The sequence below is a fragment of the Lysinibacillus sp. FSL M8-0134 genome (genome assembly GCF_038069745.1).
In the GTDB taxonomy this organism is placed as follows: Bacteria; Bacillota; Bacilli; order Bacillales_A; family Planococcaceae; genus Lysinibacillus; species Lysinibacillus irui.
This window is the reverse complement of record NZ_JBBPAJ010000002.1, coordinates 78,857-98,870: the sequence shown is the minus strand read 5'-3', so window position 1 is coordinate 98,870 and position 20,014 is coordinate 78,857. Positions and strand designations below refer to the sequence as shown.

The following is a 20,014-nucleotide window of genomic DNA, read 5'->3' as shown; positions in this document are numbered from 1 at the left end:
AACAAATATGGTGGAGGTGTGCTATATGGACGTGACAATACATTTTAAAGAAATTGATCATAAATTATTTGGTTTTGTTGAAGGTGAAATTGATACATTTACTGCTTCTGGATTACGAGAGGAATTAGAAGCTGTAAAGATAACTGAAGGGTTAGAGATTGAACTTGATTTATCAAAGGTAAATTACATGGATAGTACAGGTCTTGGGATTTTTGTTGCCTTTTATAAAAGAGCGTTACGTGAAAATGGCAAAGTAAAGCTGGTTGGTTTATCAAATAGATTAAAAAGATTGTTTGAAATTACAGGACTAAGTGATTTGATGGATATCGAAACTGATAAAAAGGTGGAATTAAGATAATGAAGGAATTTGACTATATTGAAATTAGAGTTCCTGCTAAACCGCAATTTGTCAGTGTCATTCGATTAACTGTCTCGGGCTTAGCTAGTAGGATCGGTTTTAATTATGATGATATCGAAGACTTAAAAATTGCAGCAAGTGAAGCTGTAACGAATGTTGTTCACCATGCTTATAAAGAAGATGAAGAAGGCGAAATTGTCATTGGATGTGCGCTATACGACAATAAAATGGAAATGATGATTGCGGATTATGGCAATAGCTTTAATTTCGAAGAGATCAAGTCTAAGATTGGACCATATCATCCTGAAGAAAGTATTGCGGGGCTTAGAGAAGGTGGTTTAGGACTTTATTTAATGGAAACTTTGATGGATGAGGTGATGATCAATAACGATGGTGGCGTAACTGTCTTTATGACAAAGTATGTCACTAGGGAGCAGGTGGAAAAAAATGTCGAAAGAATCACTACATAAATCTTCATCCAAGGAAGATGTACTAAAGTGGATTGAATTGTACCAGTCAACGGAGGATGATGAAGCACAAACAAACTTAGTGATTCATTATCGATATCTAGTTGAATCAATAGCACGTAAATATTCGAATGGTAAATCTTACTATGATGATATTGTTCAAGTAGGGATGCTGGGTTTATTAGGTGCAATCAGACGTTTTGATCCGAATGTTGGTCGTAGTTTTGAGGCATTTGCGGTGCCAACGATAGTTGGGGAAATTAAGCGATTTTTACGTGATAAAACATGGGATGTTCACGTGCCTAGACGAATAAAAGAACTAGGACCGAGAATCAAATCAACGGTGGAGGCGCTGACAATTGAACTACAGCGCTCTCCTTCTATTAAAGATATTGCAGAACGCTTAGAGGTTGCTGAAGAAGAAGTTTTAGAAGCTATGGAAATGAGCCGTAGTTATCAAGCTCTTTCTATGGATCATTCGATAGAGTCAGATTCAGATGGTAGTACAGTCACGTTATTCGATATTTTGGGTAGAGAAGATGACGGCTACGAAATAACTGATAAACGAATGATCGTTGCTGATGCGCTAGTTGTGTTGAATGAGAGAGAAAAACAGATTATTCAGCTTACATATTTAGAGCAACTTAGTCAAAAAGAAGCTGGAGAACGATTAGGAATTTCTCAAATGCATGTATCAAGAATACAAAGAAAAGCAATAAAGAAATTACAAGAGGCTATTCTAGCGAGTGGCAGTGTTTCGCTCTAATCTATCTATCGGTTTGTTAATATGCAAAAAAATAGTCTACTCAAACAGATATGAGTAGACTATTTTTTTGCATTTTTAGTAAAGTGTAATGGTAAAATGAAAAGAAAAAGGGTAGTGATGATGTGGAACAAAAACAAATGTTACAGCTCATTGCAAAAGATGTAGCGGTCAAACCAGGGCAAGTAGATGCTGTTATAAAATTATTAGAAGAGGGAAACACGGTACCATTTATTGCGCGTTATCGTAAAGAAGTAACAGGATCTCTCGATGAAGTGCAGATTAAAGCTGTAGAGGATCGTTATCACTACATACAGCAACTTGAACAACGGAAAGAGGAGGTTATCCGTTTAATTCAGGAACAGGATAAACTTACGCCCGAATTAGAAAAGGCGATTCTTTCAGCAACAGTCTTACAGCGCGTGGAGGATTTATACAGACCGTATAAGCAAAAACGACGTACAAAGGCAACTGTTGCGAAAGAAAAAGGCTTAGAACCACTGGCAGACCTTCTATTAGCATTTAGTAATGATACATTAGAGCAATTAGCTGTTGATTTTGTAGATAATGAACAAGTTGCCAATACAGAGGAAGCTCTAATGGGAGCTCGAGATATTTTAGCAGAACGTTTTGCTGATGATGCTGCAATTCGTGAGAAAATCCGTGCGTACTCATGGAAAGATGGAGTCCTTGTAACAACTGTGAAAAATGCTGAAATTGATGAAAAAAATGTTTTTGAAATGTATTACGAGTACGAAGAGCCTGTTAGTCGTATCGTTCCACACCGTATTTTAGCCATCAACAGAGGAGAGAAAGAAGAAGTTTTAAAGGTTTCAATCCATGTACCAGTGGATCGAGTATTAATGATTATGTGGAAGGAATGGATACCTGCCACTGGTTCATCTCCTGCTATTGCAGAAGTTAAACTAGCTATAGAAGATTCATACAAGCGTTTAATTCAGCCTTCTATTGAAAGAGAATTACGAAATGAGCTTACAGAAAAAGCGGAGGCTCAAGCTATTCACATCTTCTCTGAAAACTTAAGAAATTTATTACTGCAACCACCAATGAAAGGGAAATATGTATTGGGAGTTGACCCGGCTTACCGCACAGGCTGTAAGCTAGCGGTTGTAGATGAAACTGGGAAAATGCTAGAGGTAACAGCTATTTATCCACATCCCCCTAAGCCCGATGTGGCAAAATCTAAAGCTACGGTGAAAGGTATTTTAGCTAAGTATCCAATAAGTATAATTGCAATCGGTAACGGAACAGCATCCAGAGAAACGGAACAATTTATTGCGGACGTATTAAGTGAAATTACGACCGATGTGGCTTATGTTATTGTCAATGAAGCGGGAGCGTCTGTCTACTCGGCGTCTGATATTGCACGTGCAGAATTTCCTGATTTGCAGGTTGAGCAACGCAGTGCTGTTTCCATTGCACGCCGTTTGCAGGATCCTTTATCAGAGTTGGTGAAAATTGAACCAAAAGCAGTAGGGGTAGGTCAATATCAACACGATGTTTCTCAAAAAAAATTAAATGAATCGCTAACATTTATAGTAGAAACAGCTGTTAACCAAGTGGGGGTTGATGTTAACACAGCTTCCTCATCACTCTTACAATATGTTTCTGGTTTATCGAAAACAGTTGCTGAGAATATCGTGAAGATGCGAGAGGAAAATGGTCAATTTACTACACGAGCACAATTAAAGAAGATTCCAAGGCTTGGTGCTAAAACTTATGAACAAGCTATTGGATTCTTGCGTGTTCCTGAAGCAAAAAATCCATTTGATGCGACGGGAATTCACCCTGAGAGCTACAAACTTGCTGAGCAAATTTTAGCTGAGGCACAAATAGATAAAAAAGAGCTCGGAACATCCAAGGCAGAAGCAGCAATTGCAGCTTTAGATATTGACAAGTTAAGTGAAGTTCTTGGCATAGGCGTTGTGACCATTCAAGATATCGTGGATACTTTAATGAAACCAAGCCGAGACCCACGTGATGCCTTCCCACAACCATTGCTGAAAACCGATGTGTTGAAAATGGAAGATTTAAAAATAGGGATGGAGCTCCAGGGGACAGTTCGAAATGTAGTAGATTTCGGTGCATTTGTTGATATTGGAGTGAAACAAGACGGACTTGTGCATATTTCTAAACTACAAACTAAGCGCATTAAACATCCATTAGAAGTTGTAGCTTTAGGTGATATTGTCACTGTTTGGGTTGAACAAATAGACGTAAATAAAGGGCGTATTTCTTTAACAATGCTTCCGCCTAAAAATCAAACATTAGAATAAGTAATAAATTTTTACCACACTGTCTATACTACGCAGTGTGGTATTCTTGTTGTTAGAGGTGATCATTATGAACAATGAGGAATTACAACAGCTTGTTCGTCGCTTATCCTTGGAAAGTTTTCAAAAGCCATTTCAACATCAAGCCTACTTTAACGCTAGATTACGTTCAACAGGAGGGCGGTATCTTTTACAATCCCATAATATAGAAATTAATCCTAAAGCCTTTGAGCTATATGGCGTTAAGGAAATTGAAGGTATAGTCCTGCATGAACTATGTCATTATCATTTACATATAGAAGGTAAAGGGTATCAACATCGAGATCAAGACTTTCGGGCATTATTAAAAAAAGTAAATGCACCTCGATTTTGCTCAGTTTTACAACCTCCTAAAGCATCAACTACCAAATATAGTCGTCGTTATACTTATACTTGTGTCAATTGCCAACAATTATATGTTCGAAAAATAAAAATGAATGTTGAAAAGTATTGTTGTAGCAAGTGTTTGGGGAGATTAAAACTATTAGAGTAAAAAAATAAAAAAACAGTTGACGTTTTATTAAGTTGTCCCTATAATAGTAAAAGTCGACAAGATAACGACGACAACATTACATGATTATTCCGAAGTAGCTCAGTTGGTAGTAGCACCTGACTGTTAATCAGGTTGTCGCAGGTTCGAGTCCTGCCTTCGGAGCCATGGCCCCTTGGTCAAGTGGTTAAGACACCGCCCTTTCACGGCGGTAACACGGGTTCGAATCCCGTAGGGGTCATTTTCTTTATATTTTAAATTACAATAATTTGGTCCCGTGGTGTAGCGGTTAACATGCCTGCCTGTCACGCAGGAGATCGCCGGTTCGATCCCGGTCGGGACCGCCACTTATTGGGGTATAGCCAAGCGGTAAGGCAACGGATTTTGATTCCGTCATGCCTAGGTTCGAATCCTAGTACCCCAGCCATTCATTTCTTAATTTGAGCCATTAGCTCAGTTGGTAGAGCATCTGACTTTTAATCAGAGGGTCGAAGGTTCGAGTCCTTCATGGCTCATCTTATTTTAAGAAAAAAGGTTGACTTTTTTGGTTATCGTAGTATAATGAGAAAGTTACTAATCGAATGCGGTCGTGGCGGAACGGCAGACGCGCTAGGTTGAGGGCCTAGTGGGGGCAACCCCGTGGAGGTTCAAGTCCTCTCGGCCGCACCAAGTCATTTAATTTTATATGCGCCCGTAGCTCAATTGGATAGAGCGTCTGACTACGGATCAGAAGGTTGTGGGTTCGACTCCTGCCGGGCGCGCCAATTTTAAACAATAAATACGCGGGTGTAGTTTAATGGTAAAACCTCAGCCTTCCAAGCTGATGTCGTGAGTTCGATTCTCATCACCCGCTCCAAAAAAAGTGTTGACAACCAAATGGTTGTGTGATAACATAAAGAAGTTGTCTGAAAGACGACGTTATGAACCTTGAAAACTGAACAAGCAAAACGTAATCAATAAAGTTTTAAGTAACTAGTTTCGGCTAGTGAACAAAACAAAATTTTGGACATCAAAATTGATGCCAGCAAAACAATTTGAGCTAATCAAATTTCTTTTATGGAGAGTTTGATCCTGGCTCAGGACGAACGCTGGCGGCGTGCCTAATACATGCAAGTCGAGCGAACAGAGAAGGAGCTTGCTCCTTTGACGTTAGCGGCGGACGGGTGAGTAACACGTGGGCAACCTACCTTATAGTTTGGGATAACTCCGGGAAACCGGGGCTAATACCGAATAATCTGTTCCACCTCATGGTGGAACACTGAAAGACGGTTTCGGCTGTCGCTATAAGATGGGCCCGCGGCGCATTAGCTAGTTGGTGAGGTAACGGCTCACCAAGGCGACGATGCGTAGCCGACCTGAGAGGGTGATCGGCCACACTGGGACTGAGACACGGCCCAGACTCCTACGGGAGGCAGCAGTAGGGAATCTTCCACAATGGGCGAAAGCCTGATGGAGCAACGCCGCGTGAGTGAAGAAGGTTTTCGGATCGTAAAACTCTGTTGTAAGGGAAGAACAAGTACAGTAGTAACTGGCTGTACCTTGACGGTACCTTATTAGAAAGCCACGGCTAACTACGTGCCAGCAGCCGCGGTAATACGTAGGTGGCAAGCGTTGTCCGGAATTATTGGGCGTAAAGCGCGCGCAGGCGGTCCTTTAAGTCTGATGTGAAAGCCCACGGCTCAACCGTGGAGGGTCATTGGAAACTGGGGGACTTGAGTGCAGAAGAGGAAAGTGGAATTCCAAGTGTAGCGGTGAAATGCGTAGAGATTTGGAGGAACACCAGTGGCGAAGGCGACTTTCTGGTCTGTAACTGACGCTGAGGCGCGAAAGCGTGGGGAGCAAACAGGATTAGATACCCTGGTAGTCCACGCCGTAAACGATGAGTGCTAAGTGTTAGGGGGTTTCCGCCCCTTAGTGCTGCAGCTAACGCATTAAGCACTCCGCCTGGGGAGTACGGTCGCAAGACTGAAACTCAAAGGAATTGACGGGGGCCCGCACAAGCGGTGGAGCATGTGGTTTAATTCGAAGCAACGCGAAGAACCTTACCAGGTCTTGACATCCCGTTGACCACTGTAGAGATATAGTTTCCCCTTCGGGGGCAACGGTGACAGGTGGTGCATGGTTGTCGTCAGCTCGTGTCGTGAGATGTTGGGTTAAGTCCCGCAACGAGCGCAACCCTTGATCTTAGTTGCCATCATTTAGTTGGGCACTCTAAGGTGACTGCCGGTGACAAACCGGAGGAAGGTGGGGATGACGTCAAATCATCATGCCCCTTATGACCTGGGCTACACACGTGCTACAATGGACGATACAAACGGTTGCCAACTCGCGAGAGGGAGCTAATCCGATAAAGTCGTTCTCAGTTCGGATTGTAGGCTGCAACTCGCCTACATGAAGCCGGAATCGCTAGTAATCGCGGATCAGCATGCCGCGGTGAATACGTTCCCGGGCCTTGTACACACCGCCCGTCACACCACGAGAGTTTGTAACACCCGAAGTCGGTGAGGTAACCTTTTGGAGCCAGCCGCCGAAGGTGGGATAGATGATTGGGGTGAAGTCGTAACAAGGTAGCCGTATCGGAAGGTGCGGCTGGATCACCTCCTTTCTAAGGATTATTTCGGAATACAAACCTAGGGTTTGTAAGATTACGTTTTGCGTTCAGTTTTGAAGGTTCATTCTTCCGAATGAAATACTTCAAAACTTGTTCTTTGAAAACTGGATAAAACGACATTGAAATTGTAACAAACACATTTATTTTTTAAGTTTTTTATAGGCTTAATAACATTAGTAAGGTTTCAAGACACAAGCAGTTCTAGGAAGCAATCGAGTGAATGAAGGAGCGTACTTCAGTACGTGACTGATTGAACGAGTGAAGCTGACAACGAAATGCGATGTGTATTGAAAGCTGTAGGTTAAGTTATTAAGGGCGCACGGCGAATGCCTTGGCACTAGGAGCCGAAGAAGGACGGCACTAACACCGATATGCTTCGGGGAGCTGTAAGTGAGCTTTGATCCGGAGATTTCCGAATGGGGGAACCCACTACGTTTAATCGCGTAGTATCTTGACGTGAATACATAGCGTCTTGAAGGCAGACCCAGGGAACTGAAACATCTAAGTACCTGGAGGAAGAGAAAGAAAAATCGATTCCCTGAGTAGCGGCGAGCGAAACGGGAAGAGCCCAAACCAAGAGGCTTGCCTCTTGGGGTTGTAGGACACTCTATACGGAGTTACAAAAGAGCGAGTTAGATGAAGCGACTTGGAAAGGTCCGCCAGAGCAGGTAAAAGCCCTGTAGTCGAAAGTTCGTTCTCTCCTGAGTGGATCCTGAGTACGGCGGAACACGTGAAATTCCGTCGGAATCCGGGAGGACCATCTCCCAAGGCTAAATACTACCTAGTGACCGATAGTGAACCAGTACCGTGAGGGAAAGGTGAAAAGCACCCCGGAAGGGGAGTGAAAGAGATCCTGAAACCGTGTGCCTACAAGTAGTTAGAGCCCGTTAATGGGTGATAGCGTGCCTTTTGTAGAATGAACCGGCGAGTTACGATTACGTGCGAGGTTAAGCTTTAGAAGGCGGAGCCGCAGCGAAAGCGAGTCTGAATAGGGCGAAATAGTACGTGGTCGTAGACCCGAAACCAGGTGATCTACCCATGTCCAGGGTGAAGGTAAGGTAACACTTACTGGAGGCCCGAACCCACGCACGTTGAAAAGTGCGGGGATGAGGTGTGGGTAGCGGAGAAATTCCAATCGAACTTGGAGATAGCTGGTTCTCTCCGAAATAGCTTTAGGGCTAGCCTCGTGATGAGAATACTGGAGGTAGAGCACTGTTTGGACTAGGGGGCCATCCCGGTTTACCGAATTCAGACAAACTCCGAATGCCAGATATTTATACACGGGAGTCAGACTGCGAGTGATAAGATCCGTAGTCAAAAGGGAAACAGCCCAGACCACCAGCTAAGGTCCCAAAGTAATCGTTAAGTGGAAAAGGATGTGGCGTTGCACAGACAACCAGGATGTTGGCTTAGAAGCAGCCATCATTTAAAGAGTGCGTAATAGCTCACTGGTCGAGTGACGCTGCGCCGAAAATGTATCGGGGCTAAACGATTCACCGAAGCTGTGGATTGACATCTACGATGTCAGTGGTAGGAGAGCGTTCTAAGTGCGTTGAAGTCAGACCGGAAGGACTGGTGGAGCGCTTAGAAGTGAGAATGCCGGTATGAGTAGCGAAAGACGGGTGAGAATCCCGTCCACCGTATGACTAAGGTTTCCTGAGGAAGGCTCGTCCGCTCAGGGTTAGTCGGGACCTAAGCCGAGGCCGACAGGCGTAGGCGATGGACAACAGGTTGATATTCCTGTACCACCTCCTCACCGTTTGAGAAATGGGGGGACGCAGTAGGATAGGGTAAGCGCGCTGTTGGTTATGCGCGTCCAAGCAGTAAGGCGTGTGTGTAGGCAAATCCGCACACTGTAACGTTGAGCTGTGATGGCGAGTCCGTATGGACGAAGTTCCTGATTTCACACTGCCAAGAAAAGCCTCTATCGAGGTGAGAGGTGCCCGTACCGCAAACCGACACAGGTAGTCGAGGAGAGAATCCTAAGGTGTGCGAGAGAACTCTCGTTAAGGAACTCGGCAAAATGACCCCGTAACTTCGGGAGAAGGGGTGCTCTTGAGCGTGCAAGCGCATGAGAGCCGCAGTGAATAGGCCCAGGCGACTGTTTAGCAAAAACACAGGTCTCTGCAAAACCGTAAGGTGACGTATAGGGGCTGACGCCTGCCCGGTGCTGGAAGGTTAAGAGGAGTGGTTAGCGCAAGCGAAGCTGCGAATTGAAGCCCCAGTAAACGGCGGCCGTAACTATAACGGTCCTAAGGTAGCGAAATTCCTTGTCGGGTAAGTTCCGACCCGCACGAAAGGCGTAACGATCTGGGCACTGTCTCAACGAGAGACTCGGTGAAATTATAGTACCTGTGAAGATGCAGGTTACCCGCGACAGGACGGAAAGACCCCGTGGAGCTTTACTGTAGCCTGATATTGAATTTTGGTACAACTTGTACAGGATAGGTAGGAGCCAGAGATCTCGGAGCGCCAGCTTCGAAGGAGGCGTCGGTGGGATACTACCCTGGTTGTATTGAAATTCTAACCCATGCCCCTTAGCGGGGCAGGAGACAGTGTCAGGCGGACAGTTTGACTGGGGCGGTCGCCTCCTAAAAGGTAACGGAGGCGCCCAAAGGTTCCCTCAGAATGGTTGGAAATCATTCGTAGAGTGTAAAGGCACAAGGGAGCTTGACTGCGAGACCTACAAGTCGAGCAGGGTCGAAAGACGGGCTTAGTGATCCGGTGGTTCCGCATGGAAGGGCCATCGCTCAACGGATAAAAGCTACCCCGGGGATAACAGGCTTATCTCCCCCAAGAGTCCACATCGACGGGGAGGTTTGGCACCTCGATGTCGGCTCATCGCATCCTGGGGCTGTAGTCGGTCCCAAGGGTTGGGCTGTTCGCCCATTAAAGCGGTACGCGAGCTGGGTTCAGAACGTCGTGAGACAGTTCGGTCCCTATCCGTCGTGGGCGTAGGAAATTTGAGAGGAGCTGTCCTTAGTACGAGAGGACCGGGATGGACACACCGCTGGTGTACCAGTTGTCTTGCCAAAGGCATCGCTGGGTAGCTATGTGTGGACGGGATAAGTGCTGAAAGCATCTAAGCATGAAGCCCCCCTCAAGATGAGATTTCCCATTACGCAAGTAAGTAAGATCCCTCAAAGACGATGAGGTAGATAGGTTCGAGGTGGAAGTGTGGTGACACATGGAGCTGACGAATACTAATCGATCGAGGACTTAACCAAATTGTTTGAAGCATTCAATGTACGTTTATCTAGTTTTGAAAGAACAACCCTTTCAAAAATGAGAGCTTCAAGACACAAGTAGAACAAGGAAGCAACCGAGTGATTGAGGGAGCGTACTTCTGTACGTGTCTGATTGAGCGAGAGCAGCTGACGCAGTAATACGCCGTGTATTGAAGATTGAATATAGTCTAGTGATGATGGCAAAGAGGTCACACCCGTTCCCATACCGAACACGGAAGTTAAGCTCTTTAGCGCCGATGGTAGTTGGGGGCTTCCCCCTGTGAGAGTAGGACGTCGCTAGGCAAGAAAGCAGTCAGCTGTGAGCTGGCTGTTTTTTTATTTAAAAAATTAAAGAATAATTACATTTGTAATTATTCTTTGATGTTATTGTTTATTTATAAAATAATGAGTTCCTTTGGAGAGTGGGTAAGTACTTCCACACCGTCTTTCTTAATGATAACGTCATCCTCGATACGTACGCCGCCTATATTTGGTATATAAATACCTGGTTCAACTGTTAATACCATATTCTCTTCTAGAATATCTTCACAGACCGTAGACATAAATATATTTTCATGGATATCTAATCCTATACCATGTCCTGCACCATGTCCATAATTATGTCCATAACCTTTTGCTGTAATATAGTCACGAGTATAGCTATCTGCCTCTCGTCCTGTAATACCTGCTCTCATTTTGGAAAGGGCATGTTGGAGAGAGTCATAAACGATTTGGTATACTTCCTTTAAGTGGTCTGATGGCTCCCCAATTGCAATCGTTCTAGTCATATCCGAACGATAGCCTTGAAAATAAGCGCCAAAATCCATTATCAGCATATCACCTTGCTCAACTACTTTAGAGGACGCTACACCATGCGGTAATGCTGAACGATAACCTGAAGCGATAATCATGTCAAAGGCTGCCCCAGTGGCACCATTTTTTCGCATATGAGATTCTAATGCATGGGCAATATCAAGTTCAGAAATGCCTGGTTCAATGATAGTTAAAATATATTTAAATGCCTCATCCGAAATCCATGCTGCTTTTTTTATTATTTCAATTTCTTCGGGTGTTTTAATCTTTCGTAAATCTTCTACAATAGTAGACAATGGCTTCAATGTGGCTGTCAATTTATTATTCATTAATTGATAACTATGATATGTAACATGATGTTGCTCAAAACCTGCTGTTTTAATTGAATCCTGTTCAAAAATTTCCTGAATGGTTTCATATAAACGGTTGCGATCAATTTCTAGAACCTCAAAAGCTTTACATTGATCCTTTGCCTGTTGTGTATAGCGGAAGTCTACTAATAAGAGAGCGCGAGTGTTTGTTACGATAACTGTTCCTGCACTGCCTGTAAACCCTGTTAAATAACGGCGATTCTGAGCGTTTGTAATAATAATTGCGTCCGTATCTTGTCCTTGTAAAGATTGTCGTAATTCGTTTAATTTTGACATATAATTTTCCCCCTTTACGTTAACTATACTGCAAATTTTGCATCATGTTTAGAGTCTACAAAAAATAGATACGTAGATAATTTTTGAATAAAAAATATGAAAATATTTGTTGCATATCTAATTTTTTTATGATATATTTATAAATGTCTTAAAGAGGTCCCGTGGTGTAGCGGTTAACATGCCTGCCTGTCACGCAGGAGATCGCCGGTTCGATCCCGGTCGGGACCGCCATTTATAATTAAATATATAGCCCTTATGATTGTTAAAGTCATAAGGGCTTTTTTGTGTTCAATCGGATATTCATTCAGTTATACACCTCCAAAGTGAACTTTTTCAAATATGCTGGAAGCGTCAATGTTAAACTTCATGAGGACCTAGTTCATAGCGTATCAACATTGGGGCTTAAAGCTTTATAGTCGGCGAAGGACTCATGACGAACCTACCGTTATTTTATAAAAAATAACATCTAACGTCCTAAATAGCTCATCAAATTCTCTTAGAAAGACGTCTAATCGCTGTAAAAGCTTTTTATAAGCGTAATAAATAAAACTTATTACATATATTTAATATTATCTAAAGATAGTAAAAATTACCGATAAATGATGGCGTTTCTATAAGGTAAAATTAGATATGTTTCTAAAATAAAAATTAGGGGTAAACATTAGAAGTAATCGGATTGGCTACGGAGGTGTTAATATGAGCAAAGACTATTCTTTTAAACGTCTTTATTTACCTTTGCTTATTGGTTCCATGATATTGATGGTAGGCTGTGGAGATCCTATTATAGAGATAGAAGAATCAAATGCGTATCACTGGCAAAAAAATATGAATGAAGCAGAATTTGAGAAATTAAAAAATGATATGTCATATATTGAAGTAGTAGAAACAGTAGGCGGCGCAGGTAAAAAGCTCAAAAATAATGAATATCGGTGGAATGATGAAATCCTGATGACACAGGCTTATTTATTGAAATTTAAGAATGATAAACTAATTGATAAAGAGATTATTGCTGTTAAAGGCCATTCCAATAGATAGATAGTTGACACGTCTTCACAATAGAAGGCGTGTTTTTTTAATTCAATGGTTACCCTTCTTACAAGCACAATATCAAAGCCAAGACACATTGCTTCTTTAGTTAGAACCATTTCAGCAAGATATAATTCATATTGGATTCTTTGAACATTTCCGCTAGTTTAGGTAAACTAGAGGTAATGTAGTGATGAGAGGAAAAAGAGTATGTATGAAATAATCATGAATTCAGTTGATGATACAGAACGCTTTGCCGTGAAGCTAGCAAATTTACTAGAAGCGCAAGACACCATAACATTAGAGGGGGATCTAGGCGCTGGTAAGACAACATTTACAAAAGCTTTAGCGAAGGGACTTGGAGTCAAAAGAACAGTCAACAGCCCAACTTTTACGATTGTTAAGCAGTATGAGGGAAGGTTACCCTTTAATCATTTAGATGTCTATCGGTTAGCAGAAAGTGATGAGGATCTTGGTTGGGATGAATTGTTTTATGGAGATGCGGTATCAGTGATCGAATGGGCACATTTAATTGAACAAGATTTGCCACAGGATCGCTTGGCGATAGAGATTTACCGAATCGGAGAAAATGAACGACGCTTTGTGTTATTACCTCGTGGGGAACGCTATGAGGCACTATGTGAGGAGCTAATGAAATGATTTGGTTAGGAATAGAAACAGCGAATACACCGCTTTCTGTTGCAGTTGTGAAGGATGGCAAAGTGGTGGCCGAAATGATACAAAATATAAAATTAACCCATTCAGCAGGTGCGATGCCAGCTATTGAGGAGATACTAGCTCGAGTAGGTATTAAACCAAACGAATTGGATGCAATTGCCGTATCTGAAGGGCCAGGTTCTTATACAGGTGTCCGTATAGGAGTGACGCTAGCCAAAACCCTTGCATGGACATTGCAGAAGCCTTTAGTGGGGATATCTAGTTTAAAGGCATTAGCTGCAAATGCCGCCTTATATAATGGGTTGGTTTGCCCAATTTTTGACGCAAGAAGAGGCAATGTCTATACGGCCGTTTATCAAGGCCAAGCATTAGAGGCTATTGTCGAGGATTATCATACACATATCACTGATTTATTAGAGCGTTTGAAGGCATTAGAGGCACCTATTTTGTTTGTGGGAACAGATGTAGATATTTTTTGGGACAATATTGTAGAAGTTCTTGGTGATACAGCAGTACGTGCACCATTTAGTCTTGACTTGCCACGAGCGGCGGAAGTAATTCGTGTTGCGACTAAAATGGAACTTCCAAGTGTTGAAGCTACCCATCACTTTGTCCCACAATATAAACGTATTGCGGAAGCAGAGGCAAATTGGCTGAAAGAACAGAAGGAGAAGGAACATGAGTAGTACTGTAACTTATCGTAAAATGGTCTCTGATGATGTACCTGCAGTCTATGAAATTGAAGTGGCTTCTTTTCCTGTGCCATGGACACTAGATTCATTTTACTATGAGGTACATGAAAATCAGTATGCACACTATGTATTAGCCATCGATGCAGATGACACTATTATTGGTTTTTGTGGCATGTGGATGGTTATAGATGCAGCCCAAATTACAAATGTAGCTGTTATAGAAGCAGCACGTGGCCGAGGGATAGGCGAGGGGCTAATGCGTGAGGCGATGCAAATAGCTCGTTTACACGGAATGGAAGTTATGACTTTAGAGGTACGTGTGACAAATAGCATTGCGCAAAACCTTTATCGCAAGCTACAGTTCCAAGATGGTGGCATACGTAAAGGCTATTATACTGATAACGGGGAGGATGCCCTTGTCATGTGGGTGAATTTATAATGAAAAATGGATTGATATTAGCAATAGAATCGAGCTGTGATGAAACAGCAGCAGCAATCATTCGAAATGGACATGAAATCGTATCGAATGTGGTTGCTTCTCAAATAGAAAGTCATAAGCGATTTGGTGGCGTTGTACCTGAAATTGCCTCACGTCATCATGTCGAACAAATTACAATGGTGATAGAAGAGGCATTAGCACAAGCTAAGTTAAAGCCAGAAGATTTAGATGCGGTTGCTGTTACAGAGGGTCCTGGTCTAGTAGGGGCCTTGTTGATTGGCATTAATGCGGCTAAGGCTTTTGCTTTTGCAAACAACTTGCCGATTGTTGGTGTACATCATATTGCGGGTCATATTTATGCAAATGCACTCGTTCAGCCAATGGAATTTCCCTTATTAGCACTTGTCGTATCAGGTGGTCATACAGAGCTTGTCTATATGAAGGAACATGGTTCTTTCGAGGTCATTGGTGAAACGCGAGATGATGCAGCTGGAGAAGCCTATGATAAAGTGGCACGTGTATTAAATTTACCTTACCCAGGTGGCCCACGTATTGATCAGCTTGCTCATGAGGGCGAAGAGGCTGTTCCATTTCCAAGGGTATGGCTAGAAGAGGATTCTTACGATTTTAGTTTTAGTGGCTTAAAATCAGCCGTCATTAATTATAAACATAATATGGATCAAAGAGGTGAAGACATTTCACCTGCAGCTGTTGCAAAAGGCTTCCAGGAAAGTGTTGTAGAAGTATTAACTGCTAAAACGTTGCGAGCTGCTCGACAATATCGAGTGAAACAGGTCATTGCAGCAGGCGGTGTAGCTGCGAATAAAGGCTTGCGTGCTTCATTAGAGGCTGTATTTTCAAAGGAAGGTATTCCGTTTTTTGTACCACCACTTAAATTGTGTACGGATAATGCGGCGATGATCGGTGCTGCAGCTATGCCAATGTTGGAAGCGGGCGTTAGAGGAAATTTAACGATGAATGGACGTCCAGGAATGGAGTTAAAATCCTGGGTGTAGAGATGAAAGAGGTATCTATTTTTTAGATATCTCTTTTTGATTGTCGAAAATATGTAGATAATATAAGAATGATGCTAAGAGAATAGGTACTATTTAAGTTTAATTGACAAATTTTTCAGAAAATTATCCACAGGTAAAGTACTGAACTAAATAGCGAACACGCGTACTTATGCACAAAATGTTGATAACTTGTGCATAACTTGTGATTATTCAATATATAGTAGCTCTTTTTACGTGAATATATGTGGATAAAATAAATTTTGGTTGTGGACAATGTGGAAAACTCTGTTGATATGTTGGTATTACTAGATTTTTAGTGTGTATAAAACTGTGGGCATTTTTTGTCGAAAAATAGCACTTGACCAATATATATGAAAAATAAAGAGGAGTAAAGAAAAAAGCCATATGTGAAGGCATATGGCTTAAATCAAATTACATATTAATATTTTCTAATTCCTCATTCAACTCAAGCCATTCTAATTCCAATAGCTCATGCTGTTCTTTAGCAGTGGCTAATTCATTTTGTAGCTGTGAAATTTTTTCATGGTCAGTGAAAATAGCAGGGTTGCAAAGGGCTTCCTCTAGATTTTCAACAATAGCTGTTGTTTCTTGCATTTTACCTTCTAAATCTTCGATAGAACGTTTAATTTGACGTTCACGTTTTTTTGCTTCTTTATCAATTTTAGAGGTGGAAGTTTTATCAGGAAGGTCTTGCTGTACTTGTGGTTGAGAAGCTGCCTTCATTTGAGCTAGCTCCAATAGTTCCTGTTTTTTCTCCACATAATAATCATAGTCACCTAAATATTCAAATGACCCAGTTCCAGATAATTCAACAACTTTTGTCGCAATCCGATTAATGAAGTAGCGGTCATGTGAGACAAATAGAAGCGTGCCAGGATAATCGATTAACGCATTTTCCAGCACTTCTTTACTATCTAAGTCTAGGTGGTTTGTAGGCTCATCCAAGATTAAAAAATTTGCCTTTTGCAACATTAATTTAGCGAGAGCAAGTCGTGCTTTTTCTCCACCAGATAAAGAGGATACGACTTTGTCTACATCTTCTCCACTAAAAAGGAAACGCCCCAATACGGTGCGAACATCTTTTTCATTCATGAGCGGCCATTCATCCCATAGCTCTTTCAAGACACTTTTATTGCTTGAGAGCTTGGCTTGCTCTTGATCATAATAACCAATTTGTACATTTGTACCATAGCGAATATCGCCTGAAATAGGTGGTAAGTCTTTCACAATTGTTTTTAATAATGTCGATTTACCAACCCCGTTAGGACCTACAAGCGCTATCCGGTCTTCGCGAAAAGTTCGGAGGTTGATGCCATTAGAAATAGGAAGATTATAGCCGATTGTTAAATCATCAACTGATAAAACATCATTACCACTTTGTCTTTCAATAGTAAAACCGAAACTAGCAGATTTTTCATCACCGTCTGGTGAATCCATCCACTCAGTTCGTTCAAGCATTTTACGTCGACTCTGTGCCATTTTTGTTGTGGAGGCACGAGCAATATTCTTTTGAATAAAATCCTCTAGCTTGGCCTTTTCGTCTTGCTGACGTTCATAGAGCTTAACATCTCGTTCGTAGTTTTTAGCTTTTTCATCTAAATAAGCACTATAATTACCTGTGTATTTAGTGACACGATGGCGGGATACTTCATAGACAATAGAAACAACTTGGTCTAAGAAATAGCGGTCATGGGAAACAATTAAAATAGCGCCTTCATAGCTCTTTAAGTAGGATTCCAACCATGATAATGTTTCGATATCTAAATGGTTTGTAGGCTCATCGAGAATTAACAGATCAGGTTTACTAAGCAAGAGCTTAGCAAGTGCTAAACGTGTGCGCTGTCCGCCGGATAGTGAGCTAATTGGTTTATCATAGTCTTCTGGATAGAACTGCATTCCATGAAGTACTGAGCGAATGTCTGACTCATATTGATAACCACCAGCATCCTTAAAATTATGTTGTAATTGATCGTATTCAGACATAACTTTCGCATAGACAGTTGGATTTTCGTATACTGCAGGATCAGCCATTCGCTGTTCGAGCGAGCGTAGTGTTTGCTCTTGGGCTAAAAGTGATTCGAAAATTGTCATCATTTCATCCCAAATAGTTAGTGTAGAATTTAATCCAGCATGCTGCTCTAAATAACCAATCTGAATATCCTTTGGAATAATGATATCGCCTGAATCATAGGACATTTGACCAGCGATTATTTTTAATAATGTCGATTTACCTGCACCGTTTCGCCCTACTAAGGCAACGCGATCACGGTGTTGAACTTCTAATTTAACGCCACTTAAAATTTCATCTGCAAGAAAGGATTTTGTTAGTTGATTGACCTGTAAAACAATCATTCTTGACACCTCAATTCTACCTTAGTTTAATGGATGAACGATCTACGTGCAATGTCGGTGCTTTACTTATTCCTAGCAGTCATGTAAGATTGAAACGATTTCTTTTTAGTTAGCTGCGTAAAAGCGCCGTTAACTAAAGAGAAATACTAGAGGGTAAGCAAAAATTTAGTATATAGTTCAGGATGAATGTATTAAAATTATTAGTTATATAAAGTAAAATGGACTGAGGTACATTGTAAGGAGGAAAAAGTTTGAAACAAGAATTAAAAATTCCACAAGCCACTACAAAAAGACTTCCTCTGTACTATCGATTTATTCAAAACTTTGCACAAGAAGGTATGGAACGTATATCGTCAAAGGAACTGAGCGAAGCGATGAAAATAGATTCTGCAACCATTCGCCGTGATTTTTCTTACTTTGGTGCTCTAGGGAAGAAAGGCTATGGCTACGATGTGCAGCATCTATTACAATTTTTTAGCCAGACGCTTGATCAGCATGAAACAACAAAAGTAGCGTTAATTGGCGTGGGGAATTTGGGCAGTGCATTATTAAAATATAATTTTCAAAAAAACCATAATACCCATATTGTCGTAGCTTTTGATTCAAAAGCGCCTAAGGATGGCAAAATGATTAGCAATATTCCTGTTTTTCATCCAGATTTATTGGAGGAGAAATATGCGGAGTATGGCGCAGAGCTTGCCATTTTAACCGTTTCGCCACGCTCTGCACAAAAAATGGCAGATCGCTTAGCGGCAATGGATGCAAAGGGCATTTTGAACTTTACACCAGAGCGGTTAACAGTACCTGATAGAATGCAACTCTTAACTATTGATTTATCGGTAGAATTGCAAGCGCTTATTTATTTAATTCGTAATCAGGAAGAGTGAAAATTATACATATTTTTTAAGTGTAGTTCACCGTTTCTGTCAAATAGAAATTGTAAATAAAAGGCGGTAAAAACTGTGAGAGTGACGAAAAACTTTCACATATAATTAGTTAGCAAAATGGCGAATTATGCGTTAAAATGATGGATATAAAGAGGAGGTGGCTGTAATGGGTGGTATTGGTCCTATGAGCCTCATTATTATCGGAGTTGTCGCGTTACTAATTTTTGGTCCTAAAAAGTTACCAGAGCTTGGTAAGGCATTTGGTTCAACACTACGTGAATTCAAAAATGCTACTAAAGGTTTAGCAGACGAAGATGATGATGATAAGAAAAAGAAAGAACTAGATAAGTAAGTTAGGATGTTTGAGGAATGAATCCAAAAGATCTAACTGTTATTGAGCATATAGAAGAATTAAGAAAACGGCTGTTCATTGTTGCCGTTTTCTTTGTTCTAGCTATGGCTGGCGGTTTTTTCGTCGCAAAGCCGCTTGTAAAATACCTTCAAGCTACTGGAGCAAAATATAATATAGAGCTCCATGCATTTGACGTAGTAACACCGCTTGCAATTTATATCCAAATTGTATTTTTAATAGCATTTATTCTTTCATCGCCTGTGTTAATGTATCAATTATGGTCGTTTATTAGCCCTGGACTAAGGGAGGTAGAACGAAGAGCAACCTTAAGCTATATACCGTATTCATTTTTATTGTTTATCGCAGGGTTATCCTTTTCATACTTTTTGCTATTCCCGTATGTCATAAAATTCATGATGAATTTATCAAATGATTTAGACATACAGCAAACCATTGGTATACATGAGTATTTTACATTTTTGTTTAAGCTCACAATACCGTTTGGTTTCCTTTTCCAGTTACCAATTGTTGTATTATTCTTTTCTCGAATTGGGCTTTTAAATCCTGACTTGTTAATACGTATCCGTAAATATTCATACTTTGCTTTATTCGTCTGTGCTGCTATCATTGCACCGCCTGAGCTGGCGTCACATTTAATGGTTTCGGTACCTTTGTTTATTTTGTATGAAATTAGTATTATGATTTCTCGGATTGGTTATAAAAAATACCTTAAATCTGAGGAGATCCGATTAAAAGAAGAGCAGGAAGCTGAGCAAAAGCGTCAGATTGAAGAGGCACTTGAACAGCAAAGAAGACAAATAGAAGAATTCAATCAACAGTAA

At 41.3% G+C, this 20,014-nt stretch carries 15 protein-coding genes, 9 tRNA genes and 3 rRNA genes; 25 read left to right on the top strand and 2 right to left on the bottom strand.

The window, feature by feature from the left end; all coding sequences use genetic code 11:
• Nucleotides 1-25 precede the first annotated feature (25 nt).
• The 16 genes from MKY49_RS20305 to rrf all read left to right on the top strand — a co-directional run bounded on the left by MKY49_RS20305 (nucleotide 26) and on the right by rrf (nucleotide 10,552).
• Nucleotides 26-358 carry an STAS domain-containing protein gene (locus tag MKY49_RS20305; RefSeq protein WP_322610598.1) on the top strand — a complete coding sequence of 111 codons (333 nt, stop codon included), beginning with the start codon at nucleotides 26-28 and terminating at the stop codon, nucleotides 356-358.
• Nucleotides 358-828 (top strand): anti-sigma B factor RsbW, encoded by a 471-nt coding sequence (gene rsbW, locus MKY49_RS20300; RefSeq protein WP_274794677.1) that lies wholly within the window; start codon nucleotides 358-360, stop codon nucleotides 826-828. The genes MKY49_RS20305 and rsbW overlap by 1 nt, the downstream gene beginning before the upstream one ends.
• Entirely contained in the window at nucleotides 806-1,591 is a 786-nt protein-coding gene (gene sigB / locus MKY49_RS20295; RefSeq protein ID WP_274794676.1) for an RNA polymerase sigma factor SigB, read from the top strand. The genes rsbW and sigB overlap by 23 nt, the downstream gene beginning before the upstream one ends.
• A gap of 122 nt (nucleotides 1,592-1,713) precedes the next feature.
• The gene (locus MKY49_RS20290) at nucleotides 1,714-3,885 is read left to right on the top strand and encodes a Tex family protein (RefSeq protein ID WP_274794675.1); all 2,172 of its coding nucleotides are present in this window, start codon (nucleotides 1,714-1,716) and stop codon (nucleotides 3,883-3,885) included.
• A 67-nt stretch (nucleotides 3,886-3,952) separates the two neighbouring features.
• Entirely contained in the window at nucleotides 3,953-4,414 is a 462-nt protein-coding gene (locus MKY49_RS20285; protein ID WP_274794674.1) for a SprT family protein, read from the top strand.
• Nucleotides 4,415-4,502: 88 nt separating this feature from the next.
• Nucleotides 4,503-4,579, top strand: a tRNA-Asn gene (locus tag MKY49_RS20280).
• Nucleotide 4,580: 1 nt separating this feature from the next.
• Nucleotides 4,581-4,652, top strand: a tRNA-Glu gene (locus MKY49_RS20275).
• A 30-nt stretch (nucleotides 4,653-4,682) separates the two neighbouring features.
• Nucleotides 4,683-4,758, top strand: a tRNA-Asp gene (locus MKY49_RS20270).
• A 5-nt stretch (nucleotides 4,759-4,763) separates the two neighbouring features.
• Nucleotides 4,764-4,838, top strand: a tRNA-Gln gene (locus MKY49_RS20265).
• A gap of 15 nt (nucleotides 4,839-4,853) precedes the next feature.
• Nucleotides 4,854-4,926, top strand: a tRNA-Lys gene (locus tag MKY49_RS20260).
• A gap of 68 nt (nucleotides 4,927-4,994) precedes the next feature.
• Nucleotides 4,995-5,080, top strand: a tRNA-Leu gene (locus MKY49_RS20255).
• Nucleotides 5,081-5,098: 18 nt separating this feature from the next.
• A tRNA-Arg gene (locus MKY49_RS20250) sits at nucleotides 5,099-5,175 on the top strand.
• 18 nt (nucleotides 5,176-5,193) lie between these two features.
• Nucleotides 5,194-5,267, top strand: a tRNA-Gly gene (locus MKY49_RS20245).
• A 197-nt stretch (nucleotides 5,268-5,464) separates the two neighbouring features.
• A 16S ribosomal RNA gene (locus tag MKY49_RS20240) occupies nucleotides 5,465-7,016 on the top strand.
• A gap of 305 nt (nucleotides 7,017-7,321) precedes the next feature.
• Nucleotides 7,322-10,249: ribosomal RNA gene (locus MKY49_RS20235) — 23S ribosomal RNA — on the top strand.
• A 187-nt stretch (nucleotides 10,250-10,436) separates the two neighbouring features.
• Nucleotides 10,437-10,552, top strand: a 5S ribosomal RNA gene (gene rrf, locus MKY49_RS20230).
• Together the 16S, 23S and 5S rRNA genes with 8 tRNA genes alongside form the textbook arrangement of a ribosomal RNA operon.
• A gap of 92 nt (nucleotides 10,553-10,644) precedes the next feature.
• On the opposite strand, the gene MKY49_RS20225 is transcribed toward rrf, so the two are convergent.
• Nucleotides 10,645-11,709, bottom strand: coding sequence for a M24 family metallopeptidase (locus MKY49_RS20225; protein ID WP_341386986.1), 1,065 nt, complete (start codon nucleotides 11,707-11,709; stop codon nucleotides 10,645-10,647).
• A 155-nt stretch (nucleotides 11,710-11,864) separates the two neighbouring features.
• On the opposite strand from MKY49_RS20225, the gene MKY49_RS20220 reads away from it, so the two are divergent.
• The 6 genes from MKY49_RS20220 (at nucleotide 11,865) to tsaD (ending at nucleotide 15,560) form a co-directional block, all read left to right on the top strand.
• A tRNA-Asp gene (locus MKY49_RS20220) sits at nucleotides 11,865-11,940 on the top strand.
• 465 nt (nucleotides 11,941-12,405) lie between these two features.
• Entirely contained in the window at nucleotides 12,406-12,744 is a 339-nt protein-coding gene (locus MKY49_RS20215; RefSeq protein ID WP_312507128.1) for a hypothetical protein, read from the top strand.
• Nucleotides 12,745-12,945: 201 nt separating this feature from the next.
• Nucleotides 12,946-13,395, top strand: coding sequence for a tRNA (adenosine(37)-N6)-threonylcarbamoyltransferase complex ATPase subunit type 1 TsaE (gene tsaE, locus MKY49_RS20210; RefSeq protein ID WP_274794671.1), 450 nt, complete (start codon nucleotides 12,946-12,948; stop codon nucleotides 13,393-13,395).
• A complete protein-coding gene (gene tsaB / locus MKY49_RS20205) occupies nucleotides 13,392-14,099 on the top strand; it encodes a tRNA (adenosine(37)-N6)-threonylcarbamoyltransferase complex dimerization subunit type 1 TsaB (RefSeq protein ID WP_274794670.1) in 708 nt (235 codons plus the stop codon). Before tsaE ends, tsaB begins: the two co-directional genes overlap by 4 nt.
• Nucleotides 14,092-14,544 carry a ribosomal protein S18-alanine N-acetyltransferase gene (gene rimI, locus MKY49_RS20200; RefSeq protein ID WP_274794669.1) on the top strand — a complete coding sequence of 151 codons (453 nt, stop codon included), beginning with the start codon at nucleotides 14,092-14,094 and terminating at the stop codon, nucleotides 14,542-14,544. The genes tsaB and rimI overlap by 8 nt, the downstream gene beginning before the upstream one ends.
• Nucleotides 14,544-15,560, top strand: a complete 1,017-nt coding sequence (gene tsaD, locus MKY49_RS20195) for a tRNA (adenosine(37)-N6)-threonylcarbamoyltransferase complex transferase subunit TsaD (protein WP_274794668.1) — start codon at nucleotides 14,544-14,546, stop codon at nucleotides 15,558-15,560. The genes rimI and tsaD overlap by 1 nt, the downstream gene beginning before the upstream one ends.
• A gap of 432 nt (nucleotides 15,561-15,992) precedes the next feature.
• Here tsaD and MKY49_RS20190 read toward each other — a convergent pair whose 3' ends face one another.
• Entirely contained in the window at nucleotides 15,993-17,933 is a 1,941-nt protein-coding gene (locus tag MKY49_RS20190; protein ID WP_274794667.1) for an ABC transporter ATP-binding protein, read from the bottom strand.
• Between the two features lie 251 nt (nucleotides 17,934-18,184).
• On the opposite strand from MKY49_RS20190, the gene MKY49_RS20185 reads away from it, so the two are divergent.
• The 3 genes from MKY49_RS20185 (at nucleotide 18,185) to tatC (ending at nucleotide 20,014) form a co-directional block, all read left to right on the top strand.
• Entirely contained in the window at nucleotides 18,185-18,820 is a 636-nt protein-coding gene (locus tag MKY49_RS20185) for a redox-sensing transcriptional repressor Rex (RefSeq protein WP_274794666.1), read from the top strand.
• A gap of 166 nt (nucleotides 18,821-18,986) precedes the next feature.
• Nucleotides 18,987-19,172 carry a twin-arginine translocase TatA/TatE family subunit gene (locus MKY49_RS20180; protein WP_008176991.1) on the top strand — a complete coding sequence of 62 codons (186 nt, stop codon included), beginning with the start codon at nucleotides 18,987-18,989 and terminating at the stop codon, nucleotides 19,170-19,172.
• Nucleotides 19,173-19,189: 17 nt separating this feature from the next.
• Complete coding sequence (gene tatC, locus MKY49_RS20175) at nucleotides 19,190-20,014, top strand: twin-arginine translocase subunit TatC (protein ID WP_274794665.1); 825 nt, start codon at nucleotides 19,190-19,192, stop codon at nucleotides 20,012-20,014.

Excerpts from the sequence above, each read along its gene's own strand:
- MKY49_RS20305 (WP_322610598.1), top strand. The coding sequence starts at position 26 with ATGGACGTGACAATACATTTTAAAGAAATTGATCATAAATTATTTGGT.
- rsbW (WP_274794677.1), top strand. The coding sequence starts at position 358 with ATGAAGGAATTTGACTATATTGAAATTAGAGTTCCTGCTAAACCGCAA.
- sigB (WP_274794676.1), top strand. The coding sequence starts at position 806 with ATGTCGAAAGAATCACTACATAAATCTTCATCCAAGGAAGATGTACTA.
- MKY49_RS20285 (WP_274794674.1), top strand. The coding sequence starts at position 3,953 with ATGAACAATGAGGAATTACAACAGCTTGTTCGTCGCTTATCCTTGGAA.
- MKY49_RS20225 (WP_341386986.1), bottom strand. The coding sequence starts at position 11,709 with ATGTCAAAATTAAACGAATTACGACAATCTTTACAAGGACAAGATACG.
- MKY49_RS20215 (WP_312507128.1), top strand. The coding sequence starts at position 12,406 with ATGAGCAAAGACTATTCTTTTAAACGTCTTTATTTACCTTTGCTTATT.
- tsaE (WP_274794671.1), top strand. The coding sequence starts at position 12,946 with ATGTATGAAATAATCATGAATTCAGTTGATGATACAGAACGCTTTGCC.
- tsaB (WP_274794670.1), top strand. The coding sequence starts at position 13,392 with ATGATTTGGTTAGGAATAGAAACAGCGAATACACCGCTTTCTGTTGCA.
- rimI (WP_274794669.1), top strand. The coding sequence starts at position 14,092 with ATGAGTAGTACTGTAACTTATCGTAAAATGGTCTCTGATGATGTACCT.
- tsaD (WP_274794668.1), top strand. The coding sequence starts at position 14,544 with ATGAAAAATGGATTGATATTAGCAATAGAATCGAGCTGTGATGAAACA.
- MKY49_RS20190 (WP_274794667.1), bottom strand. The coding sequence starts at position 17,933 with ATGATTGTTTTACAGGTCAATCAACTAACAAAATCCTTTCTTGCAGAT.
- MKY49_RS20180 (WP_008176991.1), top strand. The coding sequence starts at position 18,987 with ATGGGTGGTATTGGTCCTATGAGCCTCATTATTATCGGAGTTGTCGCG.
- tatC (WP_274794665.1), top strand. The coding sequence starts at position 19,190 with ATGAATCCAAAAGATCTAACTGTTATTGAGCATATAGAAGAATTAAGA.